The 16,034-nt window shown below is 39.3% G+C and carries 20 protein-coding genes and 1 tRNA gene; 10 read left to right on the top strand and 11 right to left on the bottom strand.

Features of this window, described 5'->3' with window-relative positions:
* Positions 1-63 precede the first annotated feature (63 nt).
* The 5 genes from GKD17_RS03425 (at position 64) to GKD17_RS03405 (ending at position 3,089) form a co-directional block, all read left to right on the top strand.
* A complete protein-coding gene (locus tag GKD17_RS03425) occupies positions 64-771 on the top strand; it encodes a DUF6249 domain-containing protein (RefSeq protein WP_007836212.1) in 708 nt (235 codons plus the stop codon).
* 2 nt (positions 772-773) lie between these two features.
* Positions 774-1,322: an RNA polymerase sigma factor gene (locus GKD17_RS03420; protein WP_005845869.1), complete on the top strand. Its 549-nt coding sequence runs from the start codon at positions 774-776 to the stop codon at positions 1,320-1,322.
* Positions 1,306-1,635: a DUF5056 domain-containing protein gene (locus GKD17_RS03415; RefSeq protein ID WP_032936373.1), complete on the top strand. Its 330-nt coding sequence runs from the start codon at positions 1,306-1,308 to the stop codon at positions 1,633-1,635. The genes GKD17_RS03420 and GKD17_RS03415 overlap by 17 nt, the downstream gene beginning before the upstream one ends.
* A gap of 81 nt (positions 1,636-1,716) precedes the next feature.
* Positions 1,717-2,511 carry a thymidylate synthase gene (locus tag GKD17_RS03410; RefSeq protein ID WP_007836216.1) on the top strand — a complete coding sequence of 265 codons (795 nt, stop codon included), beginning with the start codon at positions 1,717-1,719 and terminating at the stop codon, positions 2,509-2,511.
* Between the two features lie 83 nt (positions 2,512-2,594).
* Entirely contained in the window at positions 2,595-3,089 is a 495-nt protein-coding gene (locus GKD17_RS03405) for a dihydrofolate reductase (RefSeq protein WP_007836218.1), read from the top strand.
* Between the two features lie 3 nt (positions 3,090-3,092).
* Here the strand turns inward: GKD17_RS03405 and GKD17_RS03400 are convergent, their stop codons facing one another.
* The gene (locus GKD17_RS03400; protein WP_007836220.1) at positions 3,093-3,569 is read right to left on the bottom strand and encodes an Lrp/AsnC family transcriptional regulator; all 477 of its coding nucleotides are present in this window, start codon (positions 3,567-3,569) and stop codon (positions 3,093-3,095) included.
* A 127-nt stretch (positions 3,570-3,696) separates the two neighbouring features.
* Between GKD17_RS03400 and GKD17_RS03395 the strand changes: the two genes are divergently transcribed.
* A complete protein-coding gene (locus tag GKD17_RS03395) occupies positions 3,697-4,983 on the top strand; it encodes an IgA Peptidase M64 (protein WP_008656274.1) in 1,287 nt (428 codons plus the stop codon).
* Between the two features lie 33 nt (positions 4,984-5,016).
* The gene (locus GKD17_RS03390) at positions 5,017-5,553 is read left to right on the top strand and encodes a GNAT family N-acetyltransferase (RefSeq protein ID WP_007836222.1); all 537 of its coding nucleotides are present in this window, start codon (positions 5,017-5,019) and stop codon (positions 5,551-5,553) included.
* 198 nt (positions 5,554-5,751) lie between these two features.
* On the opposite strand, the gene GKD17_RS03385 is transcribed toward GKD17_RS03390, so the two are convergent.
* From GKD17_RS03385 to GKD17_RS03350, 8 genes are all read right to left on the bottom strand, one after another.
* Positions 5,752-6,216 carry an ExbD/TolR family protein gene (locus GKD17_RS03385; protein WP_007836223.1) on the bottom strand — a complete coding sequence of 155 codons (465 nt, stop codon included), beginning with the start codon at positions 6,214-6,216 and terminating at the stop codon, positions 5,752-5,754.
* Positions 6,216-6,806 (bottom strand): ExbD/TolR family protein, encoded by a 591-nt coding sequence (locus tag GKD17_RS03380; RefSeq protein ID WP_007836224.1) that lies wholly within the window; start codon positions 6,804-6,806, stop codon positions 6,216-6,218. Before GKD17_RS03380 ends, GKD17_RS03385 begins: the two co-directional genes overlap by 1 nt.
* A 45-nt stretch (positions 6,807-6,851) precedes the next feature.
* Positions 6,852-7,310 carry a hypothetical protein gene (locus GKD17_RS03375; RefSeq protein WP_007836225.1) on the bottom strand — a complete coding sequence of 153 codons (459 nt, stop codon included), beginning with the start codon at positions 7,308-7,310 and terminating at the stop codon, positions 6,852-6,854.
* Between the two features lie 8 nt (positions 7,311-7,318).
* The gene (locus GKD17_RS03370) at positions 7,319-8,092 is read right to left on the bottom strand and encodes a MotA/TolQ/ExbB proton channel family protein (RefSeq protein ID WP_007836226.1); all 774 of its coding nucleotides are present in this window, start codon (positions 8,090-8,092) and stop codon (positions 7,319-7,321) included.
* 88 nt (positions 8,093-8,180) lie between these two features.
* Positions 8,181-8,268: transfer RNA gene (locus tag GKD17_RS03365), tRNA-Ser, on the bottom strand.
* A gap of 169 nt (positions 8,269-8,437) precedes the next feature.
* Positions 8,438-9,211, bottom strand: coding sequence for a TatD family hydrolase (locus GKD17_RS03360; protein ID WP_007836234.1), 774 nt, complete (start codon positions 9,209-9,211; stop codon positions 8,438-8,440).
* A 1-nt stretch (position 9,212) separates the two neighbouring features.
* Entirely contained in the window at positions 9,213-10,190 is a 978-nt protein-coding gene (locus GKD17_RS03355) for a polyprenyl synthetase family protein (protein ID WP_007836235.1), read from the bottom strand.
* An 81-nt stretch (positions 10,191-10,271) separates the two neighbouring features.
* The gene (locus tag GKD17_RS03350; protein WP_007836236.1) at positions 10,272-10,955 is read right to left on the bottom strand and encodes an energy transducer TonB; all 684 of its coding nucleotides are present in this window, start codon (positions 10,953-10,955) and stop codon (positions 10,272-10,274) included.
* Positions 10,956-11,141: 186 nt separating this feature from the next.
* Here GKD17_RS03350 and cmk point away from each other — a divergent pair, with 186 nt between their 5' ends.
* The 3 genes from cmk to pfkA all read left to right on the top strand — a co-directional run bounded on the left by cmk (position 11,142) and on the right by pfkA (position 13,752).
* Positions 11,142-11,831 (top strand): (d)CMP kinase, encoded by a 690-nt coding sequence (cmk, locus tag GKD17_RS03345; protein ID WP_007836237.1) that lies wholly within the window; start codon positions 11,142-11,144, stop codon positions 11,829-11,831.
* Positions 11,824-12,690 carry a 4-hydroxy-3-methylbut-2-enyl diphosphate reductase gene (locus GKD17_RS03340; RefSeq protein ID WP_007836238.1) on the top strand — a complete coding sequence of 289 codons (867 nt, stop codon included), beginning with the start codon at positions 11,824-11,826 and terminating at the stop codon, positions 12,688-12,690. Before cmk ends, GKD17_RS03340 begins: the two co-directional genes overlap by 8 nt.
* Positions 12,691-12,771: 81 nt before the next feature.
* Positions 12,772-13,752: a 6-phosphofructokinase gene (pfkA, locus tag GKD17_RS03335; protein WP_005845845.1), complete on the top strand. Its 981-nt coding sequence runs from the start codon at positions 12,772-12,774 to the stop codon at positions 13,750-13,752.
* A gap of 90 nt (positions 13,753-13,842) precedes the next feature.
* On the opposite strand, the gene meaB is transcribed toward pfkA, so the two are convergent.
* Positions 13,843-14,940, bottom strand: coding sequence for a methylmalonyl Co-A mutase-associated GTPase MeaB (meaB, locus tag GKD17_RS03330; protein WP_005845843.1), 1,098 nt, complete (start codon positions 14,938-14,940; stop codon positions 13,843-13,845).
* Positions 14,941-14,942: 2 nt separating this feature from the next.
* Positions 14,943-16,019: a DUF1573 domain-containing protein gene (locus GKD17_RS03325; RefSeq protein ID WP_007836241.1), complete on the bottom strand. Its 1,077-nt coding sequence runs from the start codon at positions 16,017-16,019 to the stop codon at positions 14,943-14,945.
* Positions 16,020-16,034: the final 15 nt, after the last annotated feature.

Below are 16,034 nucleotides of genomic sequence, written 5' to 3'. Positions count from 1 at the left end.
TGCAACCTATTTCCTAATTCGTTCCGTCTAACTAGCAGAAAACAATAATAAAGATATAAAAACATGAAACAGTTACTTTTTATTTTGGCCTTACTCATAGGGACTTGCTTCGCAACCCATGCCAAAACAATCAAATTAGTACCTTCCGCCCTTGACAGCACCCGGATGGATACAGTCGTTATAAGCGACCTGCAAGATGTAGATGAGGATCAGAATGCTGCCATGCATAACATTAGTTCGGATTTCGGTGACTGGAATAGCGGTCCTCCTACTTCGGTAGCAATTGTCGCACTCATCATCTGTTGTGGACTCCCTTTCTTTATCGTAGCTATTGTACTTTGGTTCAGGTACAAGAACAAACAAGCCAAATACAAACTGGCTGCAGAAGCTCTGGCAGCAGGACGAACCATTCCGGCCGAACTGTTCAATGACCCCGAAGAACAAGGAAATGCTGTAATGACAAAGGGGATCAAGAATATATTCTTAGGCATTGGTTTGGGAGTATTCCTTTGGGTATTGACAGAAGAAGAAGGATTGGCAGCAATCGGATTCCTTATTTTCTGTATGGGGTTGGGACAAGTATTGATAGCTTATACTACCACTCCACACAAAAAGAAAAAAGATGATCCTTTCCCTCCTACCCGAATAAACCAGGATGAAAACGGAGCCAAATCAATGAAAATTGAAAATATTGAACTGGAACGTAACAAAGAGGCCAAAGAAACACAAAACATAAAGAACAATATAGATACTCCCCACAACGAAGAATAAAAATGAGCCAAATCAACGACATAGCGTTGGTAGCACAAGTGGTGGTCTTTAAAAACACCCGGGCGTTTGATACTTTGGTCAAAAAGTACCAATCGCCCATCAGGCGTTTTTTCCTGCACCAAACATTAGGAGATACAGAGCTCAGCGATGACTTGGCACAGGAAACTTTTATAAAAGCATACACCAACTTGGCTTCATTTAAAAATTTGTCCAGTTTTTCCACATGGCTTTACCGTATTGCTTATAATATATTTTATGACTATATTCGCAGCAAAAAAGAAACGTCCGGACTGGAAACTTGGGAAATAGATGCTGTTTACCAAACAGAACAAAGGCAAGTAGGTGAACACATGGACATATATCGGGGATTGAGCCAATTAAAAGAGGTGGAGCGAACCTGCATCACCTTATTTTTTATGGAAGATCTTCCGATAGAAAAAATCGCAGTGATTACAGGAATGCCTGCAGGAACAATCAAGTCCCATTTATCACGCGGAAAAACAAAATTGACAACTTTCTTAAAACAGAATGGTTATGATGGAAAACGATGATAAATTAATTAAGAATTTCATGCTTGCCTACAAACATGAAATTGAGGACAATGGATTTTCACGCCGGGTTATCCGCCGCCTCCCCCAACAAGCCAAGTGGTTATCGGATATACTCAGTGTAACTTGCGCCATTATCTGCTGTGCATTATTCTATATTTTCAATGGCTTTGAAATTCTATGCCAGACAATCAGTGACATAGTCGCTTCCCAAACTTATTATTTGATGAGTGATACTAATTTCCAATCACTGATCATCGCCACAGTGGCTCTTATCATCATCGGTGTACAACGTGTATGCAGTTTAAAATGGTAAAAAACGAAATAGACTCATTCTCATGCTCGGAAAAAGAAAGATTTTATGTACTTTTGCAATCCATAAAATGATTTTCCGAGCATGAAACAATATTTAGATCTGTTAAACCGTATCTTAACCGAAGGCGTTCACAAAGAGGACCGTACCGGAACAGGAACCATTAGTATATTTGGTCATCAAATGCGCTTCAATTTGGAAGAAGGCTTCCCCTTGGTCACAACTAAAAAACTACATTTAAAATCTATCATCCACGAACTTTTATGGTTTTTGCAAGGTGACACCAATATAAAATACCTGCAAGACAACGGAGTACGCATCTGGAATGAATGGGCCGATGCAAACGGCGATTTGGGACATATCTACGGTTACCAATGGCGTTCCTGGCCAGATTACAATGGAGGCTTTATTGACCAGATTTCCGAAGCAATAGAAACCATCAAACATAATCCGGATTCACGACGCATCATTGTCAGCGCATGGAATGTAGCCGATTTAAACAATATGAATCTTCCTCCTTGCCATGCTTTTTTTCAATTCTACGTTGCCAACGGACGTTTAAGCCTACAACTTTACCAACGCAGCGCAGATACATTCCTAGGAGTACCTTTTAATATCGCCTCCTACGCATTGTTGCTACAAATGGTAGCACAAGTTACCGGATTACAAACCGGCGATTTTGTTCATACACTAGGTGACACACATATCTATACCAACCACTTGGAACAAGTAAAACTTCAATTGAGCCGTGAACCTCGTCCCCTACCTCAAATGAAAATCAATCCGGACATAAAGGATATATTCAGTTTTAAATATGAAGATTTTGAATTGGTGAATTATGATCCATGGCCACACATTGCAGGTAAAGTATCTGTTTAGTAGTTATGGTGAATAAGCTACGCAAGGTTATTCATCACTTACCACTAATATCACTAAACATTCACCACTAATCACTCATCACTATGAATATTTCAATTATAGTAGCAATAGCACGCAACCACGGCATTGGATTTGAAAATAAATTATTATACTGGCTTCCCAACGATTTGAAACGTTTTAAAGCCTTAACAACCGGACATACTATTATCATGGGGCGCAAAACCTTTGAATCACTTCCAAAAGGAGCACTTCCCAATCGTCGGAATATTGTATTAAGCCGCCGGGAAGGAGCAGCCTTCGCCGGGGCTGAATGTTTCCCCTCATTAGAGATCGCTTTATCCCACTGCAAAGAGGAAGAAGAAATATTTATTATAGGCGGTGCCAGCTTGTATAAAGAGGCAATGCATATAGCCAGACAATTATATATCACATTTATTGATGACACATCCAAGGAAGCTGATGCTTATTTTCCCGAAATAAAGAAAGAGGAATGGAAAGAAACAGGTAGAGAAGATCACCCGACAGATGAAAAACATCTCTACCCGTATAGTTTTATTAATTATAGCCGCATAAAGTAACAATTAATCTTCATCAGCTAAATCGAGAATAGGCATTTGTCTCTTAATAGCCTCATTAAATGATATAATAGTTTCTGAACGAGCCAAGCCCAATGGTTGTAACTTATCATGGATTATGCTAAGCAAATGATGATTGTTCTTTGCATAAATCTTGATAAACATATCATATTGTCCCGTAGTGAAATGACATTCTACGACTTCAGGAATACCTTTTAAAGCCTCTGTCACTGAATCAAATTGTTCCGGATCTTTCAGATAAAGACCAATATATGCACATGTTTCATATCCGATCTTTTCTGGATCAATGACATATTCAGATCCTTTAAGAATCCCCAAATTGGTTAGCTTCTGAATACGCTGATGAATGGCAGCACCGGATACATTGCAAGCACGGGCTACTTCCAGAAACGGAATACGAGCATTGCTGGCTATCAACCTTAAGATCTGCTCATCCAAACTGTCTAATTGATGATGTCCCATTCTTTTTAGTTTAATTTTCTGCAAAGATATGACTTTTCTCGACAATATTCGTGCGATTCATAACTTTTATTGTATAAATACCAATAATTTAATAGAATATTCTATCTTTGTAGAAAATGCGCAAACGATGAAAAAGACATTTATTTTTATTTTATGGAGTTTATTCAGCGTAGCTGTAAACGCACAAAATTTTAATGACTATTTCGAAGACAAAACGCTTCGAGTAGATTATATTTTTACTGGTAATGCCACTAAACAAGAAATATATTTGGACGAACTGTCAAGTCTTCCGAAATGGGCTGGACGCAAGCATCATCTAGCAGAGCTTCCCTTGGCTGGCAACGGTGAAATCACGATGAAAGATAAGGCAACAGGAAAAACTATTTATCGAACATCATTCTCAAGCCTTTTCCAAGAATGGGTAAGCGAAGAAGAAGCAAATAGGATAAAAAAAGGATTCGAGAATTCTTTTCTTTTGCCTTATCCCAAAAAGGAAGCAATAGTGACCATATCTTTAAAAGATGTATATCATAAAGTAAATGCCTCACTCACACATGAAATAGTCCCCAATGATATTTTAATCCATCAACGGGGAACAAACCATATTACCCCCCATCGCTATCTTCTGCAAAGCGGAAATACCGCAGATTGTATCGATGTAGCAATCATGGCAGAAGGATATACAGAAAAAGAGATGGATATATTTTATAAAGATGCCCAGACGGCATGTGACGCCCTGTTCAGTCATGAACCTTTCAAGAAACTGAAGGAGAAATTTAATATTGTTGCTGTAGCAAGCCCTTCGGAAGACAGCGGAGTCAGCATACCGGGACAAGGCAAATGGAAATCTACGGCTGTAAGTTCACATTTCAACACTTTCTATTCTGACCGGTATCTCACTACCAGTCGGGTAAAAAGTATTCATAATTGGTTGGCTGGAATTCCTTACGAGCATATCATTATTCTAGCCAATACAGACACCTATGGAGGAGGTGGCATCTATAACTCATATACACTGACCACAGCTCACCATCCGGATTTTCAACCAGTTGTAGTTCATGAATTCGGCCATAGTTTTGGAGGATTAGCAGATGAATATGCATATACCGAAGCTCCAAGCCCGCAATATCCATATGAAGTGGAACCTTGGGAACCGAATATCACCACATTAATTGATTTCGACAGTAAATGGAAAGATATGATTCCGAAAGGTACTGCCATACCTACTCCGGTAGCTACAGAAAATGCCGACTTATACACCAAAGTAGGAGTCTATGAAGGAGCAGGCTATACGCAAAAAGGACTTTATCGCCCTACTACCGAATGCAGAATGAAGATAAACGAAGCACCTGCATTCTGCCCGGTATGCCAACGTGCATTAGAAAGACTAATAAACTTTTATACCGCAAAATAGGTTTATACTTAAGACTAAACAAAGACAGATAAAATGATTGAAATTAAACAAGTAAAAACACAAGATGAGGTAAACTATACCTTTGTAGAAAAATTAATGCATACGGCATTCCCTCAAGAAGAACGTCGTGATACTGTACAACAGAGAGAATATTCTGATAATAATCTCCGGTTCTGTAACAACATTATTTTAGAAAACGGTAACAGCATTGGTATGATCAGTTATTGGACAATGGGAGATTTTTACTATATCGAACATTTTGCTATTGATCCCAGTCTCAGAAACGGCGGTTATGGAAAACGTGTACTGGAAATGATAAAAAAACAATTAAAAGGTCCAATTGTATTGGAAGTAGAGGAGCCTAATGATGAAATGAGCACACGCCGTATTCACTTCTATAAACGTTTGGAATTCACTTTGCATAAAAAGCCCTATATGCAACCTCCCTACCGTAAGGGAGATAACGGTCTACCAATGCTCTTAATGACCTATGGGGATATAGATATGGAAAGTGATTTTGAGAAAGTTAAAAAGACTCTTTATAAAGAAGTTTACGGACAAGAAATCTGAACATTCATTCTTCATCTTTCTTCAATTACTATAATGCTGACTCGCGCAGGAGTTTATCCTCAAAAGGTCCATTGTACATACTATTACTATACCATAGGTAGCAGATTAAATCCGTTCATAACAAATAAATAGAATAGAAGACATAAAAAAGGAAGCTGTTAAAAACAGCTTCCTTTTTTATCTATGCTTATATAACTATTACTGACGTTGAGTAGCTGAATAGTTAATTTTCAAAGCGTAAGCCTGACGAAGTGCCTGTTTAACATCGGTTACGATACCCATTCTTGTGTCCTTATCAACTTTCAAAGAAACGGTCATAAACGGCTGATCTTCTTCTTTCATATTCAAACGCTCTTGAGTAATGTAGTCCTGAACTTCAGATACTTCAGCAAACTTATCGTTCAACTGAATACGGCTTTCAGCACCCATTTTCTTTTGGAACTCCGGCAACGGCTTACCTATATAGATAAAGGAAACCAAAGACTTCTTTTCCAATTTTTCCAACTCTGTTCCTTGAGGAACCTGAAATTGAACCTTCAATGTAACCTCACGCATGGTTGTCACAATCATAAAGAAGAACAACATGGTAAAGATAAGGTCAGGCAATGAAGAGGTATTCAACTCAGGCATTCCACGTTTACCTGTTTTATTAAATTTTCCCATTACTTACCTCCATACTTTTTAGGTTCAGCTTCAGAAATCTTCTGCGGATAATATTCACGAATTGCTTTTTGCTCATCTTCATCACATTGAGCGTAAGTCTTGCCGAATTTAGCCTTTCCTAGCTCGTCTCGTAACTCATTATAAGCAGCAACCAATTCATTCTGTACGTCAATATATGCTTTATAGCTAGTACCAACGTCATTCTGAACAGAGATTACATGCTTTTCCGTAATCATACAATCACCCAGCAAAGGAATATTCTTTCTATGCTTTTCAGGCAATTTTTCATCATCATACGGATTGACTATAAATTCTTTTGCCTTTTCTTTTAATTGCTTAATGTCAATGTAGTCCTGACCACACATCAGTTGGTCATCTTTGTTCAAACGAACCTGGAGTACATTACGTTCCTTTACAATAATATCATCTTGTTTCTGATCCTTGTTTTCGGGAGGAGGCGGAAGACGTCTCGCCAAACCACGGTCAGTATCCATTGATGTTGTAATCAGGAAGAAAATAAGCAACATAAAGGCAATATCAGCTGTTGAACTGGAGTTAATTCCAGGTACGGCTCTTTTCTTTCTTGCCATTTTACTTACTTTGTTTTTTAATTGTTAAATATCAATGAGATAATATTATTTCTTAAAGATACCTGTCATATTTACCAAAGTTGCTAAAGCAGCAATACCCAGTAAGAAATAAATTGAATAGATAAACATATCTGTTATCTTCAACCAGAAAGTATCCGTATAAGGAGCTTCATTAGCTGTAATCGTTGCATCAGATCCCATAGCATAAGATATTAATACTACAGCAACCAACAAAACGAGACCAAGTAAAGATTTTATAGCTCCCATCGGATTATCTTTTAAAGCTGCGCCAAACTGTGCAATTGCTGCAATAACCGTCAAGCCAACAGTTACACCAAACAATGCATACATTAAGTATATCAATGTTTCAGTGTGTTCGGGAGCATTCATATCTCCCACCGGATTATTATATCCTACCAAGAAGAACATGCCCAATACTACCAAAATAACGGCAAAGCAGACATATAAAGCATAGTAGGACATTTTATATGATAATTTAGCCATTGTCCTAATTATTTTTTGTATTTCAAGTTGTACTTCATGATCATGTCAAGCAAAGTAATAGAAGAATCTTCCATAGCGCTTGTCAAAGCTTCAATTTTAGAAAGGATGTAGTTATAGAATACCTGCAGAATCAATGCTACAACCAAACCAAAGATAGTAGTAATCAAAGCCACTTTCATACCACCTGCTACAACTGTCGGAGAAATATCACCTGCCTGCTGGATTTTATCGAACGCCATAACCATACCGATTACAGTACCCAAGAATCCCAAAGACGGAGCCATGGCAATAAACAATGTAATCCAAGAACATCCTTTTTCAAGATAACCAGCCTGAACACCACCGTAAGAAACAACAGAACGTTCAACAACATCAACACCATCGTCAATTCTCATTAAACCCTGATAACAAATAGAAGCAACAGGACCGCGAGTATTACGACATACGGTTTTTGCAGCTTCTACATCACCTTTTTCCAAAGCAGCCTCGATGCTAGTCATCAACTTCTTTGTATTAACTTCTGCCAAGCTCAAATAAATAATACGTTCAATGCAGAAAGCCAAACCTAAAACTAGTGCTATTGCTACCAGAGACATAAAACCAGCATCACCTTCGATGAACTTAGTTTTTAACTCTTTGTGAAGACCACCACCTTCTTCAACCACTGCTGCTTCAGTAGTCTGTTCTGTTTGAGCCGGAGCTGCGTCTTGAGCCATAATAGGCTGAACTGATCCTAAAGTAAGGACTCCCATCACTGCAAGAATTGCAAATAACTTTTTCATTGTGTGTCTAATTTTTTAAGATTAATTAATTAATTGTTATTTATTTGTTTTAATTGTTTTCCTGCTTTTACGTTTTCCATAACAACAGCGGAGAGAGCGGGATTCGAACCCGCGAAACACTTTTGGCGTTTACACGCTTTCCAGGCGTGCCTCTTCAACCACTCGAGCATCTCTCCTTATTTCGGGCTACACAATACTATCTTTTTTAAAATCGGGTGCAAATTACAAAGAAAATCGGGAATTGCAAGCGATTTCAGCTACAAATGTATTCTTTTTTTTCGTCTTACGTAGAATTAACCCTGTCATTATTGGAATTACTCATCAAAATTAATAAACTTTAAAAACTTATTCAGCCATTTTGAACACTTTTAAAGCATTATTGGTCGTGATTCTGTCTATGTATTCAAAATCCACAGCATAGATTTCAGCAAGTTTCATAGCTACATTCTTTATATAAGAAGACTCGTTCCGTCTTCCCCTAAAAGGCACTGGAGCCAAATAAGGAGAGTCTGTTTCAAGGACAATTCTATCCAAAGGCAGATGCGTCAAAATTTCGGGCAAACTACTCTTCTTGAATGTAACAACTCCATTTATTCCAAAGACAAAACGCGAATACTCCAACACCTTCTCAGCCTCTTCTAAAGTTCCCGTAAAACTATGGAAGACCCCACTTAACTCAGTCGTTTTGTAAGGCTCCATCACTTCAAACAACTCAGGAAAAGCTTCACGACAATGCAGCACCAAAGGCAAATGATATTCTAATGCCCACTGAACCTGTATATCCAATGCTTTCTGCTGTTCTTTCAAATAGGTTTTATCCCAATACAAATCCATCCCCACCTCCCCTATAGCAATAAAAGGATGCCCATCGGAGAATATTTTTTTCATTTCATGAATACGGAACAATGAATCTGCATCAACAGAAGTAGGATGAAATCCGATCATTGGAAAACAATATCCCTGATATGCCGTGCAAACACTCAGCATCGCCTCTATAGTAGTATCATCAATATTAGGCATGAGAACTTTAGAAACTCCAGCAGCCTTGGCACGTTCTATCACCGCCGGCAAATCTTCCGTAAATTCTTCGGCAAACAAATGAGAATGTGTATCAATCATATCACACTTTCCTATTCATTAAATGACAAACAAAAGATTTCAACTCTTCTTTTTTCCCGGAAGGCATAGCTATACTTTCCAATAAAGAAAGTCCTTCAGCATAATAAGCATTAATTTTCTCTTCACAAATCCTGCCGATGCCAATCTTATCATAAAGTTCTGTCACAGCCTTTATCTTTTCCTCCGGATAGAAATCAGTAGATGAAATCCATTTTTCCAATTCTTTCCGTTGATGTCCGTCGGCCAAAGTTAAGGCATTAATCAGCATAAACGTTTTTTTATTACACAAGATATCCCCTCCAATATTCTTTCCAAATACTTTCGGATTCCCATATACATCCAGAAAATCATCCTGTAATTGAAATGCTAATCCCATTTTAATACCGAAATCGTATAATTTTTGTGCATCCTCTTCCGAAGCATCCCCTAACACCGCACCAATTTTTAAAGCGGCAGACAAAAGTACCGATGTCTTCAAACGAATCATCTCAATATATTCAGATACGGTAACATCACTACGTGTCTCAAATTCCATATCCCACTGCTGCCCCTCACAAATTTCCAAAGCTGTCTGACTGAAAATATCCATTACTTGCTTTAAATAGCTATCCGGACAATTATTCATCAGCCGATAAGCCAATACCAACATGGCGTCTCCTGAAAGAATAGCCGTATTTTCATCCCAAACCTTATGCACTGTAGGCTTATTTCTGCGCATATCCGCACGATCCATCAAATCATCATGCAACAATGTATAATTATGATAAGTTTCTATACCTGCCGCCTGTGATAAAATATCATCCACATTTTCTTTATAAAGCTGATAAGACAGCAACATCAAGACAGGACGTATACGTTTGCCACCTAATGAAAGGACATATTCTATAGGAGCATATAACCCTTTCGGTTCACGCATATAGGGCATTGTAGCAAGGTAGGTATTTACCTTATCTAATAATTGTTCTGCAGAAAAAGCCATAAGATTGTTTTAATTAAGGGATTATTAGAAAAAGAGGCTGCCTCAAAGCAGCCTCTCAATTAAGATATTGAAGTATTTTTATTACTGTAATTTGAAAGTTACAGGCACTGTATATTTCACACGTACAGCCTTACCACGTTGTTTTCCAGGTTTCCATTTCGGCATGGTCTTGATTACGCGGAGAGCTTCCTTATCCAAGTAGGGGTCTACACTACGTACAACCACCGGGTCAACGATAGAACCGTCCTTATTAACGACAAACTGAACGATAACCTTACCTTGTACACCATTTTCCTGAGAAATAGTGGGATATTTAATATTCTTACCTAAGAATTTCAAACATTCAGCCATACCCCCAGGGAATTCAGGCATTTCTTCTACTACTTGGAAAATTTGTTGTTCTTCGGGTTCTTCTTCTTCAACTTCAACCGGAACGTATTTAACTTCTACTGCCTGACCGGTTTCTTCTGAAGCCTGAATAGTCGTTTCTTCTACTTTAGCATCGTTTTCAACGATCTGAAGCACTTCTTCTACTTTAGGAGCTTCGGGAGGAGGAGGAGCTTGTTTTTGTTCCTGTTCCGTAATAGGGATAATTTCTTCTTCAAATACGACATCAGTTATACCTGTATCCGTAGTCACTTGCTTGTCGCGATCAGTCCATTCGAAAGCTACAAACATGAGAGCAAGGATAAACACATAACCGATAAGCAGCCAGGTACTCTTTTTACCTTCGAGATCTGCTTTAGGCGATTTTTTAACTTCCATAAATTGTGTTTTAAAAATTAAGTGTTTCTCACTGAGGGCAAATGTAACACAAATCTTTTAAATAAAAAGTATTTTCACATGAAAAATATGCTAATTCATTTTATTTTCATCCGATTTCATAGACATACACCCAACTTTTATCTATCTTTGAAGCGTTTTTAATAGTCACCTATACATTAATTATATATGAAGAAAATAACTATTGCCATTGACGGTTATTCATCATGTGGAAAAAGCACTATGGCCAAAGACTTGGCACGTGAAATAGGATATATCTATATTGATAGCGGTGCCATGTATCGTGCTGTTACATTATATAGTCTACAGAAAGGGTTCTTTTCGGAAAAAGGTATCGACACCGAAGCGTTAAAAACAGCAATGCCCGATATACATATTTCATTCCGGTTGAATCCGGAAACACAACGTCCCATGACTTTTCTGAACGATACAAATGTAGAGGATGCCATCCGCAGCATGGAGGTTTCTTCTCATGTAAGCCCTATCGCCGCCTTGGGCTTTGTACGTGAGGCTTTGGTAAAACAACAACAGGAAATGGGAAAGGCCAAAGGAATTGTCATGGACGGAAGGGACATTGGAACCGTTGTTTTCCCCGATGCCGAACTGAAAATATTTGTAACCGCCTCGGCTGCCATACGTGCACAGCGCCGTTATGATGAATTGAGGAGTAAAGGGCAAGAGGCCTCTTATGAAAAAATCCTGGAAAATGTGGAAGAACGTGACCGTATAGACCAAACCCGTGAAGTCGGTCCGTTACGACAAGCGGATGACGCTATCTTATTAGACAACAGCCACATGAGCATTGCCGAACAGAAAGAGTGGCTGACCGAAAAATTTCAAGCAGCTATAAATGGTTAACATAGAGATAGACGAAGGATCTGGGTTCTGCTTTGGAGTCACTACGGCCATCCGTAAAGCAGAAGAAGAACTGGCAAAAGGAAACACTCTTTATTGCCTGGGAGACATTGTACACAACGGACAGGAATGTGAACGACTAAAAAAAATGGGGCTTATCACAATCAACCACGAAGAGTTTGCCCAATTACACGATGCCAAAGTACTGTTACGTGCACATGGAGAACCTCCTGAAACATACGCTATAGCTCGTACCAACAACATCGAGATCATTGACGCCACCTGTCCAGTAGTATTACGTCTTCAAAAGCGCATCAAACAGGAGTATGATAATGTTCCGGCAAGTCAAGACACACAAATCGTGATTTATGGCAAAAACGGTCATGCCGAAGTACTGGGGCTGGTAGGCCAAACTCATGGAAAAGCAATTGTCATAGAAACACCTGCTGAAGCTGCTCATTTAGACTTCACTAAAGACATACGCTTGTACTCCCAGACAACCAAATCTCTGGAAGAATTCTGGCAAATCATAGAATATATCAAGGAACACATTTCACCCGATGCCACTTTTGAATTTTACGACACAATCTGCCGGCAAGTGGCCAACCGGATGCCTAACATCCGCAAATTTGCAGCAGCGCATGATCTGATCTTTTTTGTCTGCGGACGAAAAAGTTCAAACGGAAAGATCTTATATCAAGAATGCAAAAAGATTAATCCGAATTCATACCTCATTGACCAGCCGGAAGAAATAGACCGGAACTTGCTCGAGAACGTCCGTTCCATCGGCATTTGTGGAGCAACTTCCACCCCCAAATGGTTGATGGAAGAATGTAAAAAAGCAATCTTAAACGAAAAATAGACCAATAAAAAATAGAAAATTATCGTTGTCCAACTGATAATTTGTTAACTTTGCGACATAAAAATATTAAAATGGGTATTTATGGGAACGATTAAAAGCATTGGTATTTTAACCTCTGGAGGAGATGCTCCGGGAATGAACGCTGCCATTCGTGCAGTCACACGTTCTGCCATCTATAACGGCTTGAAAGTATATGGCATTTATAGAGGATACAAAGGATTGGTAACAGATGAAATTCAGGAATTCAAAAGCCAAAATGTTAGTAACATCATACAAATGGGAGGTACCATTCTGAAGACCGCCCGTTGCAAAGAATTCACGACACCCGAAGGACGGGCACAAGCTTACGAAAACATGAAGAAGCATGAAATCGACGCTTTAGTCATTATAGGTGGTGATGGTTCTTTGACTGGTGCACGTATTTTCGCACAAGAATTTGATGTTCCTTGTATCGGTCTGCCCGGAACGATTGACAACGACCTGTATGGAACCGACACCACCATCGGCTATGATACAGCTTTGAACACAATTTTAGATGCAGTAGATAAAATCCGTGATACGGCAACTTCTCACGAACGTTTATTTTTTGTTGAAGTAATGGGACGTGATGCAGGCTTCTTGGCATTGAACGGTGCTATTGCCGCAGGTGCAGAAGCAGCTATTATTCCGGAATTCAGCACAGAAGTTGACCAATTGGAAGAATTCATCGAACATGGTTTCCGCAAATCCAAGAGCAGTAGTATCGTATTAGTAGCCGAAAGCGAACTGACCGGGGGTGCAATGCACTATGCCGAACGTGTGAAGAACGAATATCCGCAATACGATGTGCGTGTAACGATATTAGGACATTTGCAACGTGGCGGACGCCCCACAGCGCATGACCGAATTATTGCCAGCCGTATGGGAGTGGCTAGCATCCAAGCACTATTGGAAGGACAACGTAATGTAATGATTGGTATTGATGATGATAAGATTGTTTATGTACCTTTCGCTAAAGCTATAAAGAACGACAAGCCTATAGACAGAGAATTGGTGAACGTACTTCATGAACTTTCTATCTAATTTTTATCCACCACAGGTACACAAAAAACGCAGATTATAATTATTCATTAAATCTGCGTTTTTTATGTTACCTGTAGTAGTAGGAAAACCTTATTTCAAGGTTGAGAAATAAGCATCCAATAACTTTTTGGCAGCAACAAACGAAGTCAGTTTGCCATTCAGCACCTCTTCCTCTTTTGCAGCCAACATAGAAATTATCTTTTCATTATTATAGAAACTATCACGCAGATGCTCGTTGATAGACTCATACATCCAATACTTAGCCTGTTCATTTCTGCGATATTCAAAATACCCATTCGCTTTCACAAAAGCGAAGTATTCATAGATCATATCCCAGATTTCTTTAATTCCAATACCATAAAAGCCGGAATACGTCATTACTTTAGGACTCCAGCCCGAATCAGGAGCAGGAAACAAATGTAAAGCATTACGGAAATGACTGGCAGCCAGTTTTGCTTTCTCAATATTGCTGCCGTCAGCTTTATTGATAACGATTCCATCCGCCATTTCCATGATACCTCTCTTAATCCCCTGCAATTCATCACCAGTACCGGCCAGTTGGATCAGCAAAAAGAAATCCACCATAGAATGCACTGCTGTTTCGCTCTGCCCTACTCCAACCGTTTCAACAAAAATCTTATCAAAGCCCGCCGCCTCACAAAGTATGATCGTTTCACGAGTCTTACGAGCTACTCCTCCCAACGAACCTGCTGACGGACTAGGCCGTATAAAAGACTTCGGATGGACAGATAGTTTCTCCATGCGGGTCTTATCTCCCAAAATACTGCCTTTAGAACGCTCACTACTGGGATCAATAGCTAAAACAGCTAATTTTCCTCCCTTCTCAAGCACATGCAATCCAAATACATCAATAGATGTACTCTTGCCGGCACCGGGCACACCACTGATACCGATTCGCATAGAATTTCCGGAATAAGGCAGACACTTCTCTATCACTTCCTGGGCAATAGCCTGATGTTCCGGTTTTACACTCTCCACTAAAGTAACCGCCTGACTCAATACGGTCACATCACCTTTTACGATGCCTTCTACATATTCACCTACGGAAAACTCACGACGACGAGGTTTTTTACGTAGTTTCAAATAAGGATTCACAATAGATGGTTGCTCAATACCTTTGTTCACTGTCAATCCCTTATATTCTTCACTATTTTCAGGATGTTCCATAGCTATTTTTTTGAGGTTACTTTTACTTTAATAATTATCTTCGGATTGTTAGGATCATTGGTTATCATCAGGACACGTGGAGTACCCTTTACTTTCTTCAAATTTTGACCGAAAGCAGTAATCTTCAACTTGGTAGACGCACCCGGTTTCAAGACACGTTTCTTCAACTGGACCCCCAAAGCAGAATTGAACACCTGCAAATCACGAATTTCCAGATTAGATTTTCCTACATTTTTAATAATAATCGTATGTGCTTTCTTTTCATCACTTTCCAGTTCTCCCATCTGCAACTCTTCGGCAGAAAGATGAATGGCAGGCGGATTCAAGCGTTCCTGCTGACTGATATGTGAGAAATCCGGCAACAATACGGCAGAAACCGGAATTTCATTTTCTTCTCCCACCTTATCTCCCAGGAAACGGGAAAGATAAACAGACGCCGTTGTCAAACCCAGTTTAGGTAACTTTTCCGTATCAAGAGTTATCTTGATTTTACCTGTACGTCCTCTTCCCAGTTTTTCCGGAATGGCAACAGCACTGAGGTAAGGAGGCAAATGCATCAACACAGGGGTGTATAACCTATCTGACGTATTGGCAACCAACAGTTCCATAGTTGGTTTATCCCCTTTATTAGCATCTTCAAATTCTATTTCCTCCTTATTCAAACGGATAGCTCCAATCTGAAAAGGATGAGTGAAAGTATAGTTTTTAGGATCGGCAGTCACTTCTCCCCGAATAGCCAGATAGATAGGTTTATTGGAGGCATTGCAATAAATGCCTACGCTCTTCTGAAAACGTCCGATGGCTTTGGCGTCAAAAGTAGAACTGACACTCCCGGTCTTTCCCGGGGCAATCGGTTCTTTGGTCCAATCAGCAACCGTGCAGCCACAAGAAGTTGTCACATTAGATATCACTAAAGGTTTATCTCCTTTATTAGTGATTTTAAAGGTAGCCGTCACCGGATTTTTCCATAAAATAGTTCCAAATTCATGCGTTGTCTTATCAAATAATGCTTTGGGTTGTGCCTGTACTCCCAAAGTCACTCCCATTAACAAACTTACTATCAGTATAATATGTTTCATACAATTATTTTATGC

It is taken from the genome of Phocaeicola dorei (assembly GCF_013009555.1).
In the GTDB taxonomy this organism is placed as follows: Bacteria; Bacteroidota; Bacteroidia; order Bacteroidales; family Bacteroidaceae; genus Phocaeicola; species Phocaeicola dorei.
Note: the sequence above shows the minus strand (reverse complement) of the source record. Positions and strands in the feature narration are given on the sequence as shown.